This is a genomic window from Candidatus Omnitrophota bacterium, assembly GCA_041653595.1.
In the GTDB taxonomy this organism is placed as follows: Bacteria; Omnitrophota; Gorgyraeia; order Pluralincolimonadales; family Pluralincolimonadaceae; genus Pluralincolimonas.
On sequence record JBAZFB010000009.1, the window covers coordinates 1 to 18,484 of the forward strand.

Annotated in this window: 15 protein-coding genes and 2 tRNA genes; all 17 read left to right on the forward strand. The window is 46.1% G+C overall.

What is annotated here, in order from left to right:
* Positions 1-212: hypothetical protein (locus tag WC317_04870; protein MFA5339463.1), on the forward strand; the 212-nt coding region annotated here is incomplete at its 5' end.
* Between the two features lie 73 nt (positions 213-285).
* Positions 286-361 (forward strand) — tRNA-Cys (locus WC317_04875).
* Between the two features lie 25 nt (positions 362-386).
* Positions 387-473 (forward strand) — tRNA-Leu (locus tag WC317_04880).
* A 144-nt stretch (positions 474-617) separates the two neighbouring features.
* Positions 618-2,645: a diguanylate cyclase gene (locus WC317_04885; GenBank protein ID MFA5339464.1), complete on the forward strand. Its 2,028-nt coding sequence runs from the start codon at positions 618-620 to the stop codon at positions 2,643-2,645.
* A complete protein-coding gene (locus tag WC317_04890) occupies positions 2,635-4,266 on the forward strand; it encodes a secretin N-terminal domain-containing protein (GenBank protein MFA5339465.1) in 1,632 nt (543 codons plus the stop codon). The genes WC317_04885 and WC317_04890 overlap by 11 nt, the downstream gene beginning before the upstream one ends.
* A gap of 3 nt (positions 4,267-4,269) precedes the next feature.
* On the forward strand, positions 4,270-5,901 hold the full coding sequence (locus WC317_04895) for a GNVR domain-containing protein (protein ID MFA5339466.1): 1,632 nt from the start codon (positions 4,270-4,272) through the stop codon (positions 5,899-5,901).
* The gene (locus WC317_04900; GenBank protein ID MFA5339467.1) at positions 5,891-6,760 is read left to right on the forward strand and encodes a CpsD/CapB family tyrosine-protein kinase; all 870 of its coding nucleotides are present in this window, start codon (positions 5,891-5,893) and stop codon (positions 6,758-6,760) included. The genes WC317_04895 and WC317_04900 overlap by 11 nt, the downstream gene beginning before the upstream one ends.
* An 87-nt stretch (positions 6,761-6,847) precedes the next feature.
* Positions 6,848-8,329 (forward strand): flippase, encoded by a 1,482-nt coding sequence (locus WC317_04905; protein ID MFA5339468.1) that lies wholly within the window; start codon positions 6,848-6,850, stop codon positions 8,327-8,329.
* Positions 8,295-9,305 (forward strand): glycosyltransferase family 2 protein, encoded by a 1,011-nt coding sequence (locus WC317_04910; protein ID MFA5339469.1) that lies wholly within the window; start codon positions 8,295-8,297, stop codon positions 9,303-9,305. The genes WC317_04905 and WC317_04910 overlap by 35 nt, the downstream gene beginning before the upstream one ends.
* The gene (locus WC317_04915; protein MFA5339470.1) at positions 9,260-10,645 is read left to right on the forward strand and encodes an O-antigen ligase family protein; all 1,386 of its coding nucleotides are present in this window, start codon (positions 9,260-9,262) and stop codon (positions 10,643-10,645) included. Before WC317_04910 ends, WC317_04915 begins: the two co-directional genes overlap by 46 nt.
* Before the next feature lie 8 nt (positions 10,646-10,653).
* On the forward strand, positions 10,654-11,787 hold the full coding sequence (locus WC317_04920; GenBank protein ID MFA5339471.1) for a glycosyltransferase family 4 protein: 1,134 nt from the start codon (positions 10,654-10,656) through the stop codon (positions 11,785-11,787).
* Positions 11,784-12,893, forward strand: a complete 1,110-nt coding sequence (locus tag WC317_04925) for a glycosyltransferase family 9 protein (protein ID MFA5339472.1) — start codon at positions 11,784-11,786, stop codon at positions 12,891-12,893. The genes WC317_04920 and WC317_04925 overlap by 4 nt, the downstream gene beginning before the upstream one ends.
* Before the next feature lie 3 nt (positions 12,894-12,896).
* On the forward strand, positions 12,897-14,597 hold the full coding sequence (locus WC317_04930) for a glycoside hydrolase family 20 zincin-like fold domain-containing protein (GenBank protein MFA5339473.1): 1,701 nt from the start codon (positions 12,897-12,899) through the stop codon (positions 14,595-14,597).
* A 24-nt stretch (positions 14,598-14,621) separates the two neighbouring features.
* Positions 14,622-15,395 (forward strand): methyltransferase domain-containing protein, encoded by a 774-nt coding sequence (locus WC317_04935; GenBank protein ID MFA5339474.1) that lies wholly within the window; start codon positions 14,622-14,624, stop codon positions 15,393-15,395.
* A 71-nt stretch (positions 15,396-15,466) separates the two neighbouring features.
* Positions 15,467-16,537 (forward strand): glycosyltransferase family 2 protein, encoded by a 1,071-nt coding sequence (locus WC317_04940; GenBank protein MFA5339475.1) that lies wholly within the window; start codon positions 15,467-15,469, stop codon positions 16,535-16,537.
* A gap of 3 nt (positions 16,538-16,540) precedes the next feature.
* A complete protein-coding gene (locus tag WC317_04945; protein ID MFA5339476.1) occupies positions 16,541-17,578 on the forward strand; it encodes an MraY family glycosyltransferase in 1,038 nt (345 codons plus the stop codon).
* 48 nt (positions 17,579-17,626) lie between these two features.
* Positions 17,627-18,457, forward strand: a complete 831-nt coding sequence (locus WC317_04950) for a helix-turn-helix domain-containing protein (protein MFA5339477.1) — start codon at positions 17,627-17,629, stop codon at positions 18,455-18,457.
* The last annotated feature ends 27 nt before the right edge of the window (positions 18,458-18,484 follow it).

Sequence of the window (18,484 nt, forward strand, 5' to 3'; positions counted from 1 at the left end):
GCTCACCGAACACATTGTATACGGACGCAGAGGTTGACGATGCTAACGTATTAAAATGTCCGGTGGGCGGAGCTTCTTACGGCAGCTGGACGACACAGCCTTTTACCACTACATCATCAAATACTGCTGTCCTGACGTGCACAGTCGCCGGGCATGGCGGCGGATCTGCAGGCGTAAGCCTCTATAAGGGCGGTTACGTAAAGATAAAATAAATAATTGTTAACATTTTAGGGTATTTACAAAGAAAGGCACTTGGGTTACAATACTCCGGTGCCTTTTGTTTAAGGCGACGTACCCAAGTGGCTAAGGGAGCGGTCTGCAAAACCGCGATCCACCGGTTCGATTCCGGTCGTCGCCTCCAGATTTATCTATTATAAGCGCCAAACGCCGGGATGGCGGAATTGGCAGACGCACGGGACTTAAAATCCCGCGACCGTAAGGTTATGAGGGTTCGACCCCCTCTCCCGGCACCATCTCGTCAACAAATTACCACTAAAAAGCAAGATATTTTCCTTGACAAATGTATGCGTTGGGTGTAGTTTATACAAAGCTAGGGTAACATAAATATAAAACCGGAGCCGGAAATTAGGCTCCTTTTTGTTTGATGGGACTGGAGAATGGAAAAGAAAAAAGTAGTAATAATAGAGAACAATCCGACGGTAGCGCAGGATATCTCCGATATCTTTTCGGAGAAGGGCTACCTTCCTTTGTTAGCGGCCAACGGGCTGGACGGCATAGAGCTGGTCTGCGAGGAATCGCCCGAACTCATCATGCTTAATCCCGGCATTACAGACATAAACGGCAGTTCCGTATATAAACTCCTCAGGGACGACCCCAAGAACGGCCACATCCCCATCCTGATCTGCGTCACCAGCGAAAGGGGTATGTTCAGGTTCTGCGGCATGAAATCTCAGCCCGAACAGAACATGATCAGGTTTACGGCAAAATCCGATTTTAAGGATAACCTGGAAAAATCGCTCGATCTCATAGAGAACCGCGTCCTGTCGAATAAATTCCAGCTCGACAGCGAACATTTCAAGAAAGTCCTGGTAAAGCTTGTGAGCGCTTACCAGTCGTATAACGGTTTATCGTCGGAAGAGGTCAAGGGTATCCTTAACGAAGTCCTCGATAAGATAACGACGATGCTGAGTTCCGAACTCGGGTCGTTGATGCTCGTCGACGAACCCGCGCAGGAGCTTGTTATCAAGGCCTCCAAAGGATTAAGCGCCGACGTAATTAATAAGACCCGCATAAAGGTGGGCAAGGGGATCTCCGGTTGGGTGGCGAAGGCGGGGAGCCCGTTACTGATAAGGAACATCGAGACCGACGAGCGTTTCTCCCGCCAGAATTCCAAGAGATATTATACATCGTCCTTATTGAGCGCGCCCATCCGGATAAAGAACAGGATCGTAGGCGTGATCAACGTAAACAATAAATCAACGAAGGAGCCTTTTACGGAATACGACCTTGCGCTCCTGACGATCCTCACAAATGAGATGTCTATAGCGATCGAATCCTCGCATTGGCAGAAAGAGCTCGAAGAGGCCAACGAAAAAATAGAAAAACTCAAGATCAGCAAGGAGATCCTCGGAGATATCGCCCGTTCGCTCGATGACGAATTATATGAGTTGACAATCTCGCAGGAAGTTAGTAATATAATATACTCGAGGCTCGATTATAAGGAGATAATAGACGCGATTTTGGAGATAATCGAGCGCTCCATCGATTGTCATCTATGCGGCTTATTGTTTGTGGATGAGGAAAAAAAGACGGGGATAATAGTCGAGGTAAAATACCCGGCTACCCAGCAGGAGATTGACAACTTTAAGCTGAAGATCATAGAAACGTTCAACAGGTTAACAGGGGGGAGACTGTTGCCGGAACAAGTTTCGGTTGATCAGGCTCGAGACAGCGGAAATTTAATAGACTCATCCGCCGAAGACAGGAATATCCTCAGCTCTTTCCAGGCGCAATTACTTTTGGCCGGCGAGAAGCCTATCGGCATGCTGGCAGTCGCCAATTCATTCCCGAACGCCTTCAGCGGCGAAGACCTGAGAGTCTTCTCGATCATATCCCGCCATTCAAGCATCGCGATAAACAATACCATGCTCCACAAGAAGATAACCGAGCTTTCGATAACAGACGGCCTTACCGGCCTTTATGTCTACAGGTATTTTAACGACGCGCTCGACAAGGAAATACTGCGATCGGCCAGGTACAGGCAGCCATTCGGCCTCATAATGATCGACCTGGACAGCTTCAAGAAGATAAACGACAGCTACGGCCATCCCCAGGGCGACGAGGTATTGAAAGAAGTCTCCCAAATATTCAAGAAGATATGCCGCGAGGTGGATATCGTGGCGAGGTACGGCGGCGAGGAATTCGCGATAATACTTCCGGAGACGGACCTGGAGGGCGCGTTTGTCCTGGCCGACAGGATAAGGATGGTCATAAAGAATTACGCTTTCGGAACAAAAGAGAACGTAATAAACCTGACAGCGAGCATCGGGGCCGCGAGCTATCCCGACATAGCGGTCTCGAAAACGGAACTCATAAAGCACGTCGACAGGGCGTTATACAGGGCCAAGGCCGAAGGCAGGAACAAGACCTGCCGCGCCGTAAAGGAGATCACGAATGAGATTTAGCAGGCAACTTTTGTTTTGCAGCTTCGTCACGGTTTTCCTTTTGGTGTTTGCCCATCCCGCCTGCGCCCAGGACGATAAGACGATCACCCTAGACGTGCAGAACATGAATATAGACGCGGTCGTCAAGATGATAGCCGACCAGAGCGGAATGAACGTAGCCCTGAGCAATAATGTCATAGGTACGGTCACCGTAAAACTTGACAACGTAAGCGTGATCCAGGCCCTCGACTCGGTCCTGAAGGCGAATAATTACCTGTATTCCATAGAAAACGGGATAATATCCGTCTATACATACCAGGACTCGGAGCAGCAGGAGCGTTTCGTAAATCTCGAGACGAAGGTGTTTTCTCTTGAATATACGGATGTTACCGACCTGAAGAAAGTCCTGCTTTCGATGAAGACCGCCCGCGGCAGGATAGAGACGAATGAGAAGAACAACCAGGTAATAGTGACAGACACTCCGGAAAAGGTAAAAGAGATCGAGATCGCGCTTAAGGAACTCGACCGGCCTACCGAGACGAAAGAATATAAACTTTTGTATTCCAAGGCCAAGGATGTCGAACCGAAGATACTCCAGGTGATCCCCAAAGAGAAGGGCGACGTATATATCGACGAAAGGACTAACAGCATAACCGTCAGGGCGACGCCGGTCATACTGAAAAACATAGATGGTTTTATCGGGGGATGGGATTCCCAGCATAAGCAGGTGCTCATAGAGTCGATGATATTAGAGGTCACCCTCGATGAAGGGACGAAGCTAGGAATACAATGGCAGCAATTGATGCAGCTCCCGGTCGATGCCAGCGGCAAAGCTGCCCACCATCCCGCGCTTGTAAACACAGCCGCGATGTTTGCCTCCGGACTCCCGGCGGCGGGACCGGCGGGTTTCTTTAAGATCGGAAGCCTTACCGCCGACGAATATAATATCGTTATAGACGCCCTCAAGAGCAACGCGAATACCGAGGTCCTTTCGAGCCCGAGGATCGTGGTCATAGATAACGAGAAAGCGAATATACTCGTCGGGAGCAGTGAGCCGTACGCGGTGGCGACGACCGACCCGATAACCCACTTGCTCGTCCAGGATATAAAATATATAGATGTCGGCGTAAAATTGGAAGTCACGCCGCAGATCGGCGAAGATAATTATGTCACGATGAAGATCCACCCCGAGATCAGCACCGCGAGAAGGGTACCCGAGGTCGACAACGTCGTGGCCAAGGATACCACCCAGGCCGACACAGTGATGATGGTCAGGGACGGCGAGACGATAGTCCTGGGCGGTCTCATCAAGAACCAGAAGAAGCTGACGGTAAATAAGATCCCGGTATTGGGGGACCTGCCCCTGGTCGGCATGCTCTTCAGGAATAAGAATTACCAGGACCAGAAGAGAGAGGTGATAGTCTTCGTCACCCCTCATATCCTGACTAATAATAACCGCCAGACGATTTCGAGACAGGAGTACCAAGAAACCGTCAACAGGACCAAGAGGCCGGATGATATCGTCACCGATGCCATAGAAAAGTCCGGCGGGGTACTGATCACCCCCGTAGAGAAAGAAAAGAAGAGCGAGGCGATAAGAAAAGATATTCAGAGATTGTTAGACGGCGGCGATGAGTATTAAACCATGACCACGACAACGCATGAGGACCAAGGTTCGCTACGCGATTATCTACAGATAATCTTCCACCGCAGATGGTTTTTTATGATGCCTTTCGTCATCGTCTTCTTTACTGCCAGCATAGGCAGTTTTTTTCTGCCCAAATATTACAAGTCATCGGTCCTTATACTCGTCGAAGAAGAGAAACCCGTAAATCCGCTCGCGACCAAAGAACCGGCATATGTTTCTTCTACGGGCCAGCCTCCTACGCTCGCAGAGCAACTCAAGACATTAGCCGAAAAGATCTTAAACTACCCGCATCTTTTAGTGTTGGTAAAGACCCTTGGCATGGATAAGGGGGTTGCCGACCAAGTCGCTTATGAAAAACTGCTATTAGGCATACGTAACCGGACCGACGTAAGAATGCGTTCTCCGGACGTTTTCCAGATCTCATACGAAGATAAAAATCCGGTTGTATCAAGGGACGCCGTAAGGACGCTGGTAAAGATCTTTATAGACGAAAATAAATCAAAAAAGACCGAGCAAGCCCAGGACGCCGTTAAATTCGCAGAACAGCACGCCCAGCTTTATAAGAAAAAACTCGAAGACTCGGAAAAAGCCCTTTTCGAATTCCGGGCCCAGTATCCAATGCAGCTGCCAGGGAAGGAACTCGATTATAACGTCTCCATGCTCACTAATTACCAGACATCGCTTACGGCCATCCAAATGAGCATAAAAGAAGCCCAGAACAAGATAGACCTGGTAAAAAGACAATTAGCGGGGAGGGAGCCGGTCATAATAACGGCCGAGTCGATAGACCTTAATCCTGCGGTCAGCCGGCTTAATTCCAAGTTACAATCGTTACAATCTCAGCAAGAGGAGCTTATAAAGACTACTCCTGATTCGCCTGACATCTCTTCTTTGCAGGTCGAGATGGAAGAGACGCGCGATCAACTGCGGCTCGAGACCGAAAAACTGGTCGGAGGAGAGACCGCCCAGACCGCGCCCCTTTTTTTCAAGAGGCTTGAGCAAAGACTTAGAGATGCCCAAAAAGAGGCGGATGAATTAAGGGTGCGGGAGAAGAACCTGCAGGGGCTGGTCAGGGAATACGAAAAGAGGATCGAGACACTGCCGGAACAGGACAGGAAACTGGCCCTGCTTACGAGAGATACCGAAGTAAATGACAATATATATAAAATGCTGGTGCTAAAAGTGGAAGAGAATAAACTCGCGACATCCGAGGCCGAGGAGAAAGGCACTAAATATACGATCCTGGACGATGCCAGGCTCCCGCTTAAGCCTTCCAAACCGGAGATCTTGCTGATAGGGATAGTCGCTTTCATATTGGGAGTCCTTTCCGGTTTCGGCTGCGTATTCATGGCTGAATTCGCGGACCATTCCTTCAGGGGGGTGGAGGACGCGAGGGCATTTTTGAAATTCGAGATATTGGGGGCCGTGGCGACCATTGTCGACCGTAACGAGGTAATGGCCCGGAATGCAAGGCAGCGCGTGGTCGGGGTGACGGTGATAATATTGTATATCGTCTTTTTCGCCGTCGCCGCGAGTTACTCAAATGCCAGGCAGGAAGAGGTAAAGAATAAAGTCATCGAGATAGCCAACAAAGAAAAGACTGCCGAGGCGAAACAATATGGCAAATAACGGCAACGGGTTCAAAAAATTAAGCGATGCCCTGAAAAAAGCCGCCGAAGAGAAAGGTGAAGCTTTGCAGAAGGACAGGGCTCCGATAATTACCCCTCCGCCGTCACTTCCGGAAAAGGAGAAGCAGCAGGCTCCTCAAGAGGCGCCTGTGTATGAGGCCGCTAAAAGGCCAGAAAGCCAGATACGCTCAACCGGAATAAGCAAAAAGATCGTGGCTTATCATAATCCCACCGGTCCTGTAGCGGAGCAGTTCCGCGTCCTGAGGATGCATGCCTGCTCTTCGGAGAAGAACTTTAACATAAAAGTTATAGTTGTCACCAGCTCCGCTAACGGCGAAGGTAAATCGGTCGCGGCGACGAACCTCGCGGTAGTCATGGCCCAGGATTTCGGGAAACCGGTCCTGCTTATCGACTGCAATATACGTAAACCAGCCGTAGATTCATTGCTGGGGGTAAGGAGCGACAGGGGACTTGCCGACGTCCTGTCGGGAAACCTGAAATTAGAAGAAGCGCTGGTAAAGACCGATATCGCGAACCTGGTAGTACTGCCGGCGGGGCAGGCGCCCGCTAATCCGAACGAATTGCTAGCCTCAGACAGGATGAAGGCCCTTCTGGCGGAGGTAAGGCCGCAGTTTGAGGCGGTAGTCCTGGATACGCCCGCGGTCATACCGTTCGCAGACCCGAGGATATTGAGTAAAGTGGTCGATGGCGTTATAATAGTGGTAAGGGCGGGAAAGACACGCCGGGAAGTGGTAGCCCGCGCGGAGAGCATCCTGAAGAGTGTCGGCGCGAATATAATGGGGTATGTCCTTACAGGCGTAGAATATCATATTCCTGAGTATATTCACCGGCATCTGTAGTTCCTTAAGGAGGCTCATTCGGTGAATTAAACCAAAATCCCGCGACATGGATTTTGGTTTTTTAATTTATAAGAGGCTAGCGTTTTAATGGAATCCGTTTCTAGAATAGCAAAAAATTCATTGGCCATGATGGCAGCCGAGATAATTAATAAAGTCTTGGCGTTAATCCTTTCCATTGCGATAGCGAGGTGGATGGGAGACGTTAAGTTCGGCCAGTACGCTTTTATAATAACTTTGATGATGTTGTTTCAGATCATTGCCGATATTGGGCTTGATGGCCTGGTTACCCGTGAAGTAGCGAAACAAAAAGACAGGACCCTGGCGTATCTATCGAGTGCCCTATTCCTGAAATTTGCCCTTTCCGTCATAGCTGGCACTTTATTGATTTGCGCCTCATGTTTTATAAATAAGCCTACGGACGTTTTTTACGGTTCATGCGTCGCTGGAATTACGCTGATATTTACGGCATCGGCGAATATTTTTTCAGCGGTATTAAATGCTCACGAAAGATTGGACATCAAGGCGCATCTCCTGGTCGTTTCAAAGGTAATCGTTATCTTTTTCAGCTGCCTGGCGTTATATTTCAATAAGAATTTAATTCTGTTGATAGGAGCTATTGCTATAAGCGAACTTATAAGAGCAATTTCCGGTTGGGCGGTCTGTTCGAAGCTTTACGGAAAGTTGCTTGCCAAAATAGACCTGTCGTTGTGCAAAAAGCTGTTTATCAAATCCATCCCGTTCGCGCTAATAGGCATGATGGGGTTGATCTATTTTAAGATAGATACGGTAATGCTTTCGCTTATGATAAATGATCAAGTGGTAGGTTGGTATAATGCCGCTTATAATTTGCTTTCAGCCATTATGTTCATATCTGTAAGCTATACTCTGGCTATTTTCCCTTCCCTGTCGCGTTCCGCAGAATTTTCGGAAGACATATTTGCCTTTAGCTGGGAAAGGTCCATAAAATATCTGGTACTAATAGGGATTCCTATATCGGCCGGGACCATGGTATTATCCGAGAGAATAATAATTTTGTTTTACTCCTCAGGTTTTAAACAATCCGTGATTGCGCTTCAGATTATTATCTGGGCTCTCCCCTGGATATTTATCAATTCCATAAACATGTATGTTTTGTATGCCGCTGGAAAACAGGCGCAAGTTGCTGTTGTTGTGGGAATAAGCATGGCAGCGAATATAATTTTAAACCTCATTGTAATCCCGAAGGCCAGCTACATAGGCGCTTCCGCCGTTACCGTATTATCGGAGATTATAAATGCGATCCTCTTTCTGTGGGTGATCAACAAGTACCTGTCCTTACGGACCGGCATATTTAAGATGGTGTACAAGCCGGCATTAGCCAGCATGGCTATGGCTATCGTGCTTTATTGTTTCAGAAATTCCAATTTGCTCTTACTGATCACTATAGGGGCGCTCATTTATATAACCCTTATCTATATGCTAAAATACCTGGACGAAAAGGATATTTCGATATTTTCAAAGATCATTAAAAGGACATTACCCAAGGAGCAACCGGATGGTGGATTTATCGATCTCGATAATAAGCTATAACGTCAAAGATTATCTGGATAAATGCCTGACCTCGATTTTCAAAGAAAAGAAAGATTTGATACTTGAGATTATAGTAGTCGACAACAATTCATCCGATGGAAGCATCGCGATGGTCAGGGAGAAATTCCCTGACGTGAAGCCGATCGGTAATAAAGAAAATCTTGGATTTGCGAAGGCAAACAATATTGCGATCAAGCAGTCGTGCGGCAGATACATCCTGATACTGAATCCCGATACCATCGTCCTGCCCGGCAGTATGCAGCTGTTGGTTGATTTTCTGGACAAAAATTCCAGAGTCGGTGCGGTAGGACCGAAAATATTAAATGAGGACAGTAGTATACAGTTAGAATGCGCCCGCAATTTTCCTACTCCATTGATCGATTTCTTTATATTGAGCTCTTTATACAAGAGATTCCCGAAAAGTAAGATATTCGGGAAATATCTGATGAGCTACTGGGACCATAACGATGGGAGAGAAGTGCCGTTACTTTCTGGAGCTTGCATGTTGTTGCGCAGATCTGCGCTGGAAGAGGTCGGATTATTTGACGAGAATTTCTTCATGTATACCGAAGACACAGACTTGTGTTATCGCGTCAAAAAAGCAGGCTGGAAGGTATGGTATCTGCCGGAGGCGGAGATTATACATTTCGGAGGAAGAAGCAGCGAACAGATACCGTACAAGAAAGAGATGGTAATGCACGCACGGGAAACAATGGAAGCGTTTTATCTTAAGCACTACGGCATGTGGGCTGTCGTTATGCACAGACTGACAGTGATAATAACGATGATATGGCTGATAACAGCGGCGTCAGCAGGGTATCTTCTGGGTCCGTCATCAAGGAAGCAAAAATTCAAAAATATAATATTCAGAAGTTCCAGTATGCTGCAATGGGCTTTTAAACCTAGAATTGTGAGGCTTAACAAAAAAGAATGGGAAGAAGACCAGAAATTTTTCTCGAAGAAGAAAAGCCGTTAATAGAACTACCGGCTTTGATCAAGATATTCATTGCCTTCTCGGCATTATGCTTAGGAGCAAGCTTTCTTATCCTGCCCTGGCAAATCGTACTATTCCTGTATCTCGGATTTGTATTAGGCCTGATAATATTCTTTAATTTGTATGTTGGAATTCTGATTTTCCTAGTTGGCGCGTTCTTCCATCCGACTTATTGGCTCACTTCTTTGCAAGAATTGCATCCTGCGAGGAACCTTGCTTTCGCCGTGCTTTTCATATGGGCGTTCCATACGATAATATACAGGGATTTCCGTTTAGTGAAGGCCCCGCAAAATCTTTTTATTGCCTTGTTTTTTGCTATTGCTTTTGCGACGACATTTAAGAATTTTGAAATAAGTTTCCCTGTTTGGCTCGAAATCGCCGTAAAATCCTTGGTGCTGTATTTCGCCATAACTAATATGATAAGGACGAAAGGGCAGATCGTGTTTTTGATTTGGTTTATCGTCGGTATAAGTTTTGTCTCGGCACTTATAGGTATCTACCAATATATAAACCATATAGGGGTCTATTATGCTCCCGAAGGCATACTTAGGATCAGCGGGCTTGCGGAAGATGCCAACGTCTTTGCTATGGACTTGACGATTTCTCTTCCGTTAGCGATAGGGCTTTTCTTTTGTTACAAAAAGTTGTCGATAAAGGCGATTATGGTCGGAGTAGTGGGTATACTAATAGTAACAACCATTCTAACCTATTCCAGAGCGGGCTTAATCCAGTTGTTATCTGTCTTGTTCTTTTCGATCGGCGTCAGGATTTTCAGAAAGCGAAAAATATTAGGAATATTATTGTTTGTTGCGGCCATAGGCATATTTCTACCGCTGGTTCCCTCAAAGTATTTGGAAAGAGCCCAAAGCATGTTCAAGGGAGGGGACACGGCGATAGACGTCAGGCTCACGGGATGGAAGGTGGGCCTGGAAATGATAAAAGAAAATCCTTTTACGGGAGTGGGATTCGGCTTATTTCGCAATGCCTATATCATGAAAGCCGTAACTTCCTCGGATATCCAGTATAAGTTAAGACTTGATGCCCATAACCTATACATTCACACGGCGGCAGAGACCGGTCTTTTCGGTTTACTGTTGCTGCTATTCCTCCTTTTTTATACATTTAGGGATTTCAGGGTTGCGAAAAATAATTTTAAGGAAAAAGATGATTCATTATTTTTTGAAATATCCGGCGCTTTGGAGATAAGCCTGCTGGTTTATTTGTTAGGAGGCATGTTTATTTCCTATCTTCAGCTTCAGATCTTTTGGATCATGATACCGTTGGCCGTGGTGTTGAGGCGAATGTCGATTAAACAGGAATAAATTCATAAATGGACAAGATAAATGTTGCTTTTTTGAGAGGTAGCCAAAGGGGTAGAAATATCCTCTTGGGGGCGGAGAAAATAATATTATCGATCGCGGAAGGAATAGACAGAGAGGCATTCGATCCGCTTATCATAGTGTTGCAGGGAGAAGGAGATGCATTGCCGCCTCTAGCTTCGGAAGCAAGGAACAGCGGCCTGCGGGTCGAGATAGTAAAATTAAAAGGAAAATTTGACCGTTCGTCAATAGGCAGGCTACGTAACATATTATTAACAAACAAGATAGATATTTTACATGCCAATGAATACAGGAGTGATATAATAGGCTTTCTGGCGGCGAGACACACGAACGCAAGGACGATAGCCACGGCGCACGGATGGCTCTATATAGATCCTAAAATAAAGCTATATGAATGGATCGATTCGATGTTCTTGAGGGCTTTTGACGAGGTAATAGCGGTATCCGGCGCGATGAAGAATGAACTAGCGAAGGCAGGTATTCCGCAAGATAAGTTAAAAATCATAGAGAACGCCTTGGATTATTCGGATATCCGGAGCGGCGCAGGTTCGGATATAAGAAAAGAGATTGGCGCCGGACCGGAGACTATAATCGTCGGCTCGGTTGGAAGGTTAAGCCTTGAACGAGGATACGAATATTTGCTGGATGCGGCAAAAGAGATTCTGGGAAAATGTTCCGACATAAAATTTTTAATCGCCGGGGATGGCGATCTTAAAAATAGTCTTATTGCCCGGGCCCAAAGGCTTGGGATAAAAGAAAAGATTGTTTTCCTTGGTTTCAGGAAAGACGTTAAGAATGTTTATGCTGCACTTGATATATTCGTCTCTTCTTCCTTGAGGGAGAGTTTCGGGTTGGCCTTGGTCGAAGCAATGGCCGCCGGGAAACCCGTGGTTGCCACGGCTGTCGGGATCGCACAGGAGATAATAAAAAACGGCGATAACGGATTATTGGTGAAACCAGGTAGTGCCGAAGAGATCGGGAAAGCAATGTTGATATTATTCTCTGATGATAACAAAAGAATGGAAATGGGAGATTCCGCAAGGCGCACTATAGAAGACCGGTTTTCCCGCAACAAGATGATAAAAGAATACGAGATAGCTTATAGGTCCTTGATCGATAAATGAACAAAGACAAACCCAAAAACATTTTGGTAGTATCCCTGCAGGGTATAGGCGACCTGCTTTTGTTAACGCCGTTTTTGCATGCCCTCAAAAAGGGAATCCCTGTTGACAAAATCTCCGTGCTTACCTTTAGCAGCAATAAGGATATTTTAAGCGGCAATCCTGATGTCGATGAAATAATCGCATTTAATCCAAGAGAATCGAATAACTTTTTGAGCATAATAGGGCTTCTGGGTTGTCTGAGGGGCAACAGTTATGATATTTCAATATGCGCTTATCCCAGCGGATTACGCTCTGCTTTCATAGCCTTCGCGTGCGGAGCGAAGGAACGGCTCGGACAAGACTTAGGCATTTTCTGGAGATGCAGGTGGCTCTTTACCAAGCAGACGGAAATAAAAGAGGTTAAACATGCTGTCTTGATGAATATGGATTTTCTTTACCTTTTGGGCGTAGGGACGGTCGGGCAGGATAACGCGATGGTCTTAAATGTGTCAGGCGAAGAAAAAGAGCGTGCTTTTGATTTTCTTAAGTCCGAAGGCGTAAAAAACGGAGACCTGTTAATTGCCGTTCACGCTGGAGGAGGCAAATTCACGGCGGCATATAGAAATTGGCCGATAGAAAGATTCTCGAAAGTTGCAGATACGCTGATAGAAGGATCCGGCGCAAAAGTGGTATTTATAGGCGGCGCCGATGATAAAGGCGCGGTTGATAAGGCAATCGCATACATGGAGAACAAGGCAATAGTTGCTGCCGGAAAACTCTCGCTTAAAGAAACGGCCGCATTGATCGGACAAGCGCGGCTTTTGATTTGTAATAATTCCGGGCCAATGCATATGGCGGCGGCTCTCGGAATTCCCACCGTAAGTATTTTTGGCTCAGCAGACCCAAGGATACACAGGCCGTGGGGAGACGGCCATGTTGTCCTGCAGAAAGAGCTTGATTGCAGCCCTTGTTATTATCCCTTTTTCAGGGATACTTTAAAAGAGACAAAATTACGCAATCGATGGTTTGGAAAGAAATTCGAGTGCATGACCGGGGATTACCGTTGCTTAGGTTCCATCACCGTTGAAGAAGTGGTTGCGGCGGCGAAAAAAATATTGGAGCAATAGGCGATGACGGAAGACGTGAAGAAGAACACCGCATTCATTATAATGACATTTCTTTTATTATCCGCTTTTTCTGGTTCTTCTCAAGCTGAGGACGGGAAAATCTTCCCGACTCCGAAACAAATAGAGATGAAGGACTTCAAGGTCGATTTAAACAGAAGTTGGGGCATAAGCGTTTGCGGAAACGACAGTAAGATTATGGACATAGCCGAGTACCTTGAAAATGTCCTGCTGAAAAATTTCGATATTTCACTTGGTATCCGAGGCGTGCCTGATTCAAGGGCCGCTAATAGTTTTTTCATAGGCTTAGCCGGCGATGATAAGATGCAAAGGCTCCTCAAGGAAAAGGGGATCTCTTTTCCCCAAAATCTCGGCAAAGAAGGCTATTTATTGGAGGTATATTCCGACGCCGTGATCATAACAGCGAATGCACCAGCGGGAGTCTTTTATGGGGTTCAGAGTTTTATCCAGTTGATTTCAAAGGATGACAACGGAAGGATCCGGATTGCCGCCGCAAGTATTAAGGATTATCCCATTTCTGATATAAGGGGAGTTTATATAAATGCGGCAAACTTCGACAGATTAAAGGATCAGATCGAATATCTCGCCCAACTTAAGATAAATCTCGTTGTGATCGAAAACTGGGCGTTCTTTAGCCTGAAAGAGAATGATAACGGCGCAAAATTGACGGACATATTTGAATATGCCAGAGAAAGATTCGTCGAACCAGTGCCGCACCTGAATAGTTTTAGTTATGCAGGACCGATCCTTTCGAAAGATCCGTATACAGCGGAAGGTATATTGGTGCAGGATGCGCATTTCAGATTTGTGAACGACGAAGCAATGCCACTTGGACGATCAAGGGCCCTGATAAATGTTATTAGATGTGACGAATCGGATATAATAGTTAAGAATGCGGAAGGAGATGTGGTATATAAAGAGGGCAAAGATTACAGTATGGTGGACGGGCCGATGTCATATCCGTATCCTGACGACAACAGGCCGGCGAAAATAGTCCGTTTGCAGGACGGCAAAATCCGGGACAGGGAAGACGTTCTCGTGAGCTATGATTATGTTGAGAAGAAGACCGCGTCATGGGCCAATTGGGTTGCCCCGTACTGTCCTTCATCGGAAAGGACTTATAAGATAATGAGCGGCGCCCTGGAGGATGTTATCGAGACCCTTCACCCGCGGTACATTTCGATAGGCCATGATGAAATATTCGGCATAAACAGGGATTCGAGATGCAAGAAAAGGAACATGAGTAATGCCGAGATCCTCTCCGAAGACATAAATAAGCTGTACGAATGCATAAAAAATGCCGATTCTGACGTTAAAGTGATGATGTGGGATGATATGCTTAACCCCTGGCACAACGGAGGGGTGGAAGATATGCAGGTGCAATTCGGAGGGGAAGTCGGAAGGACCTCAGAAGCCATCGAAACAATACCCCATGACATTATAATGCTGGTATGGTGGTATGAATCGGCGGACAAATTCGGCAAGATAAAGAACAGCCCAGCGTATTTCCAGTCTAAGGGATTTGACTATATAGTTGCCGGTTATAAGGATAAGGGGAGCATAAGGAAGTGGGCCGATTCGGTACGGGGCAAGAAAAAATGCCTTGGAATTATGGATACCGAGTGGGAGCAATTTGAAAATAATCTGGATGCGATAAAGTATACGGCCGATGCTTCCTGGAATTAAAGCGGCTTAATTAATGAGGTAAAAATGAAATACAGGCTTGTTTTTGATTATCCGCAAAAATTCAATTTTAAAAATGAGAAAGAAACAAGAAATTACGGCGAATGGAAATTTTATCTTTGGTGGCTTTCTAACTGGTCAAGAAGACATACGACGGTCAAGAGGTCTAGCGTGGTTTTAAACGTATTGGATATCAAGCCTAATAGCAGGGTGTTAGACGAGGGGTGTGGGTGGGGTTACCTGGTAATGCTTTTTGCGCAGTTAGGCCACCGCGCGGCCGGGATAGATCTTGACAGGGAACAGCTCGATGTCGCAAGGGAATTGGCAGAGTACAATAGAATTCCCGCAGATTTCCTGTATATGGACGCAAAACAGACGAATTTTGCGGAAGGCGAATTCGACATAGTAATACAGATGGAAGCATTGGAGCATATGGGGGACGACTGGAATCGTTCGATTAAAGACATTTCGCGCATCCTTAAGGAAGGAGGTCAGCTTGTGCTGTCAACTCCTAATACAAGAGGAATAGCGCAAATAGTGAAATCTTTTCTTACGAGATTCAAATATTTCTTGAAATTCTGGACAAAGGAAGAATTCATTCCGGCAAAACTCATCGAGAAGGAGTTGCAGGAGAATGGATTGAAGGTCATAGCTAAAAAGCGAATACTCCTCGCGATACCTTTTATCCCGAATTTCCTGTTTCCTGTCAATCTGCTGCTTGAGATAATAGTGGAAAATGTACCTATTTTGAACGAGATCGCCACAACCTATCTATTCTATTGCTTAAAAGAAAGTAAATAATGACCGCCGTCTGGCTGTTTTGGGTGTCCCTTGTATTGATAGCGTTCAGTTATTTCGGCTATCCTTTTATTATGGCCGCTTTTGCCGCTGTTTTGAACAAGCCCTACGAAAAAAAAGATATAGAACCGTACGTTAGCTTGATCGTTCCTGCCCATAACGAGGAAAAAGTTATAGCCGATAAGCTTAATAATGCCCTATCTCTGGACTATCCCCGGGATAAGTTCGAAATCTTGTTAATTCTGGATGGTTGTATTGATAAGACTAAAGCAATCGCTGCGGGTTACAAAGATTCTCGGCTGAAATTAATCGAGCAAAACCCCAGAAAAGGCAAAATGGCCGCACTGAATTTAGCGGTTCCGCAAGCCAAGGGTGATATAGTCGTATTTACCGATGCGAATTCCCTCTATGAGAAAGAAGCCATAAGAAAGCTCGTAAGGAATTTTTCCGATAAAAGAATAGGTTGCGCGTGCGGAGAATTAAAATATCGCAACGAATCTCTGATAGGAGAGGGCGAAGACCTGTATTGGAAATATGAAAAATTCATAAAGACAAACGAAAGTCGCTTACGTTCTTTATTAGTAGTGAACGGTTCCATATACGCCATAAGGAAAGACCTGTTCGAGACAGTCGAAGAGACCCTGGCAGATGACTTTGTGATACCCATGGTCATAGCCAAAAAGGGATACGGCCTTGTGTATGAGCCTGAAGCAATAACCCTGGAAAAGACCGCAGCGAGCACAAAAGAAGGAATAAATCAGAAAGCCAGGATCATCGCGCAGGGGCTAAAAGCCGGTTTTGCTGTCGGCGGGATCATTATTTTGTCAGGGCCTCTAAGAGTATTTCAATTCCTGTTCCATAAGTTTATCCGCTGGTTTGTTCCCGTTTTTTTAATTATAATGTTTATATCCAATATATTTTTGCTGAACGAGCCGTTTTATAAAGTTATATTTTTGTGCCAGGGCCTATTTTACATATTCGCGGCGATCGGCCATTTACTGGAAAAAAATAACGTAAAGATAGGCATCTTCAAAATCCCCCTTTATTTTTGTGTGGTCAACTTGGCCTCGGCCATCGGTATAATTAAGTTTCTGACAGGCGGGATAAAGGCAACCTGGGAAAAAGCGGAAACAACAAGAGGATAAATTATGATCAGGTATTTCTTAACGTCATTTTTCATCTCCGCAGCGGCAGCGATCGTCTTTACCCCCATAGTCAGAAGGTTGGCGCTGGCGTTAGGGGTTGTCGATAAGCCCGGGGGCCGGAAAGTGCACCGGCAGAACATGCCGACTTTGGGAGGGATAGCGATAGCCGCGGCGTTTTTCGCCGGCATAACCGTTGCTTTTAAGGCGGTGCCCGGCGCGATGGGCACGTTTTCACTGAAATTTGCGGGATTATGTGTAGGCAGCGTGATCATCCTGCTGCTGGGGGTGATAGATGATATCGTACCGCTCAAAGCGAAGCTGAAACTCGTCTTCCAGGTCATAGCCGCTTCTATCCTGATCGGATGCGGATTTACGGTTGAAGAAGTGACCATACCGTTTTACGGAAAATTCTCCCTCGGGATCTCCGGGGCCGTTTTTTCGATGCTCTGGATAGTCGGTATCGTCAATGCCATAAACCTCCTCGACGGACTTGACGGGCTCGCAGCCGGCGTCTCGGCGATAGCCTCGTTTTTTATCTTCCTGTCAGCTGTCGAACAGCACGATTATGTTGTGGCTTTCCTGGCTTTTGCCCTTACCGGCGCCTGCGCGGGATTCCTGCCGTTCAATTTTTATCCGGCGAGGATATTTATGGGGAATCCGGGCAGCATGTTCCTTGGATTTATACTGGCGGCGATATCCATAGTCAGTTTCCAAAAAAGCAGTACCGTGATAACTCTTTTTATCCCGGTAATAGCCCTGGGTGTCCCGATAATCGATACCCTGCTTGCTATCGTCCGCCGCCTGGCAAAAAAGAAACACATCTTTCAGGCCGACAAGGAGCATATTCACCATAAACTCCTTTTCCGGGAGGAATCGCAGAGAAGGGTGGTACTTTCCCTTTATTTCCTGTCGGTCTGTTTCGGGATGATCGCCCTGAGCTTCAGGGGCATAAAAGGCCTTTATGCCATCATTGCCCTGGGCGCCGTGATCTTAGTGACTTATAAGTGGATGAAAGATTCCGGCTTCCTTGATTTTAGGTAATTTATTATCCTTGACAAAATTGCTTAATTGTAGTAAATTTTAAGGACAATGGAATGCTCGTTAGCGATAAAAGGAATTGCCAGCACAAAGATCCTGCAGGAGCTTCAGGGCGCTTTCCTGAAGTTTACGGGAATGGAATTCTCTTTCGTGGACCTGAAGGGGAAGCCCGTGATAATCTCGCAGTATGCCGGGCATTCCTGTAAAGCCCTCCTCTCGTCGAAGAAAAAAGATTCCGCGTTCCTGGACGTCGTAACTAAATCGTGCAATTCCCTCTCCGGCTCGAAGAAACCCGTTATCTCCGATTATAATAAAACACCGCTGGCGTTCGTCCCGATAATAATAGAGGGGAACGCGATAGGCGCTGTCTTGATGTGCCACGGCGGCAGCCAGGCCGCCAACACCGGGATATCGAAGGAGCAGTTTAAGAGCGCGGCCGAGCTTTTGTTCATTTTTGTAAATTATGTGTTTAAGCACGAATTCGACTTCCTGGTCGTTTCCGATACCGACAAGCAGTATTCGCGCAACCAGGAAGCGGTCCTTAAAGCTGTCGCGTTCATAAAGAAAAACTACCACGACAAGGACATATCCCTCCAGAAAGTAGCCGCGGAAGTCGCCCTGAGCCATTACTATTTCAGCCATATTTTCAAAGATGAGCTTAAGATCACTTTTATAGAATATTTGACGAAGGTCAGGATGGAGGCTTCGGCCAAGCTTTTGAAAAACCGCAACCTGAATGTTAACCAGATCGCGTATGCCGTTGGATATCAGGACCCGAATTATTTCAGTAAAGTTTTTAAAAGATACATGAAAACTTCCCCGATCGAATACAGGAACAATATACTGAGAAAGGGGATAGAAAAACAAATAATTACGGCATAAAAGCAACAAAACCCATTGACACCGTTT